Genomic DNA, 3432 nt, shown 5'->3' on the forward strand with positions numbered 1-3432 from the left:
GTTCATGACTGGGGTGAAGTCGTAACAAGGTAGCCCTAGGGGAACCTGGGGCTGGATCACCTCCTTACCTATACGACTAACTTAATGTTTGTTGAGTGTTCACACAGATTGCTTGTTTAGCTTCTCTTCGGRGAAGTCAGAGCTAAATGCGCCGCTAGCCGGTACGCATTGTTCTTTAACAATTTGGAAAGCTGATAGTATTTAATTGCATGAGTCTGTCATGTGATTAATTACAAAACGTTTAATGCGAAAGCATTGAACATGAGTTCTCAAACACTTTATTAAGTGTCTTGAATATTCAAAAGTAAATTATTCTTAGTTGAATAGTTTACGTCTAAGGCGCGTCCACTTCTTTGGTCAGAAGTGAGACAAGTAAAACCAAGCTGGTCGCAATGCGACGCAGATGAGTGAAACTCATTTGGGTTGTATGGTTAAGCGACTAAGCGTATACGGTGGATGCCTTGGCAGTCAGAGGCGATGAAGGACGTAGTAACTTGCGAAAAGCGTTGGCGAGCTAGTAACAAGCATTTGAGCTAACGATGTCCGAATGGGGGAACCCAGCAGCATAAGCTGTTATCGCAACATRAATACATAGTGTTGCGAGGCGAACGAGGGGAACTGAAACATCTAAGTACCCTTAGGAAAAGAAATCAACCGAGATTCCCCTAGTAGCGGCGAGCGAACGGGGATTAGCCCTTAAGTCAGTGGGGTGTTAGTGGAATGYGTTGGAAAGCRCAGCGGCACAGGGTGATAGCCCCGTACATGAAAACTAACCATTGATGAAAACGAGTAAGGCGGGACACGTGACATCCTGTTTGAATATGGGGGGACCATCCTCCAAGGCTAAATACTCCTGACTGACCGATAGTGAACCAGTACCGTGAGGGAAAGGCGAAAAGAACCCCTGTGAGGGGAGTGAAATAGAACCTGAAACCGTATACGTACAAGCAGTGGGAGCGGTTCTTGAGACCGTGACTGCGTACCTTTTGTATAATGGGTCAGCGACTTACATTTTGTAGCGAGGTTAAGCGAATAGCGGAGCCGTAGGGAAACCGAGTGTTAACTGCGCGTTTAGTTGCAAGGTGTAGACCCGAAACCCGGTGATCTAGCCATGGGCAGGTTGAAGGTTGAGTAACATCAACTGGAGGACCGAACCGACTAATGTTGAAAAATTAGCGGATGACTTGTGGCTGGGGGTGAAAGGCCAATCAAACCGGGAGATATCTGGTTCTCCTCGAAAGCTATTTAGGTAGCGCCTCGAGCGAATACCATTGGGGGTAGAGCACTGTTAAGGCTAGGGGGTCATCCCGACTTACCAACCCTTTGCAAACTCCGAATACCAATGAGTACTACTCGGGAGACAGACGGCGGGTGCTAACGTCCGTCGTCAAAAGGGAAACAACCCAGACCGTCAGCTAAGGTCCCAAAGTACTAGCTAAGTGGGAAACGATGTGGGAAGGCTTAGACAGCTAGGATGTTGGCTTAGAAGCAGCCATCATTTAAAGAAAGCGTAATAGCTCACTAGTCGAGTCGGCCTGCGCGGAAGATGTAACGGGGCTAAGCTAGTCACCGAAGCTACGGGTGCACAGTTTACTGTGCGCGGTAGAGGAGCGTTCTGTAAGCCGTTGAAGGTGAAGGGGTAACCCACGCTGGAGGTATCAGAAGTGCGAATGCTGACATGAGTAACGATAAAGGGGGTGAAAAACCCCCTCGCCGAAAGACCAAGGGTTCCTGTCCAACGTTAATCGGGGCAGGGTGAGTCGACCCCTAAGGTGAGGCCGAAAGGCGTAATCGATGGGAAACAGATTAATATTTCTGTACTTCCGCTAACTGCGATGGAGAGACGGAGAAGGCTAGGCTAGCGCGGCGTTGGTAGTCCGCGTTTAAGGTGGTAGGTKGWKTTCTTAGGCAAATCCGGGGAMWCGYACTTTAGTGTRCASACTGAGAGCTGATGACGAGGTCCTAAGGGACTGAAGTAGTTGATGCCATGCTTCCAGGAAAATCTTCTAAGCTTCAGGTTAGCGGGAATCGTACCCCAAACCGACACAGGTGGTCGGGTAGAGAATACCAAGGCGCTTGAGAGAACTCGGCTGAAGGAACTAGGCAAAATGGTACCGTAACTTCGGGAGAAGGTACGCTCCTGTTGGTGATGAGACTTGCTCTCTAAGCTGACGGGAGTCGCAGATACCAGGTGGCTGCAACTGTTTATCAAAAACACAGCACTGTGCAAACTCGCAAGAGGAAGTATACGGTGTGACGCCTGCCCGGTGCCGGAAGGTTAATTGATTGGGTTATCGCAAGAGAAGCTCATGATCGAAGCCCCGGTAAACGGCGGCCGTAACTATAACGGTCCTAAGGTAGCGAAATTCCTTGTCGGGTAAGTTCCGACCTGCACGAATGGCGTAATGATGGCCACGCTGTCTCCAGCCGAGACTCAGTGAAGTTGAAATTGCGGTGAAGATGCCGTATACCCGCGGCTAGACGGAAAGACCCCGTGAACCTTTACTATAGCTTGGCACTGAACATTGAACCTACATGTGTAGGATAGGTGGGAGACTTTGAAGTTGTGACGCTAGTCATGATGGAGTCGTCCTTGAAATACCACCCTTGTAGTTTTGATGTTCTAACCTAGGTCCCTTATCGGGATTAGGGACAGTGCCTGGTGGGTAGTTTGACTGGGGCGGTCTCCTCCCAAAGAGTAACGGAGGAGCACGAAGGTTGGCTAAGTACGGTCGGACATCGTACGGTTAGTGCAATGGCATAAGCCAGCTTAACTGCGAGACATACACGTCGAGCAGGTACGAAAGTAGGTCATAGTGATCCGGTGGTTCTGAATGGAAGGGCCATCGCTCAACGGATAAAAGGTACTCCGGGGATAACAGGCTGATACCGCCCAAGAGTTCATATCGACGGCGGTGTTTGGCACCTCGATGTCGGCTCATCACATCCTGGGGCTGAAGTCGGTCCCAAGGGTATGGCTGTTCGCCATTTAAAGTGGTACGCGAGCTGGGTTCAGAACGTCGTGAGACAGTTCGGTCCCTATCTGCCGTGGGCGTTGGATGATTGAAGGGAGCTGCTCCTAGTACGAGAGGACCGGAGTGGACGAACCGCTGGTGTTCGGGTTGTCATGCCAATGGCATTGCCCGGTAGCTACGTTCGGAATCGATAACCGCTGAAAGCATCTAAGCGGGAAGCGAGCCCTAAGATGAGTCATCCCTAGGAATTTAATTCCTCTAAAGAGCCGTTCGAGACTAGGACGTTGATAGGCATGGTGTGTAAGCGTTGTGAGGCGTTGAGCTAACATGTACTAATGACTCGAGAGGCTTAACCATACAACCCAGATGGGTTTTGCTAAGCGAACTTAGACAGAATACAGATACTTGATAAAGTTTGAACTCAAACAAAGCAAATCAGCTTTCCGAATTATTATTA

General features: G+C 49.5%; 2 rRNA genes. Both read left to right on the forward strand.

What is annotated here, in order from left to right:
• Positions 1-67 (forward strand): 16S ribosomal RNA (locus tag L5M71_RS22895); the annotation flags it as partial.
• 362 nt (positions 68-429) lie between these two features.
• Positions 430-3332: ribosomal RNA gene (locus L5M71_RS22900) — 23S ribosomal RNA — on the forward strand.
• Positions 3333-3432: the final 100 nt, after the last annotated feature.

The organism is Shewanella sp. SW1 (genome assembly GCF_025653545.1).
GTDB classification, from domain to species: domain Bacteria; phylum Pseudomonadota; class Gammaproteobacteria; order Enterobacterales; family Shewanellaceae; genus Shewanella; species Shewanella oncorhynchi.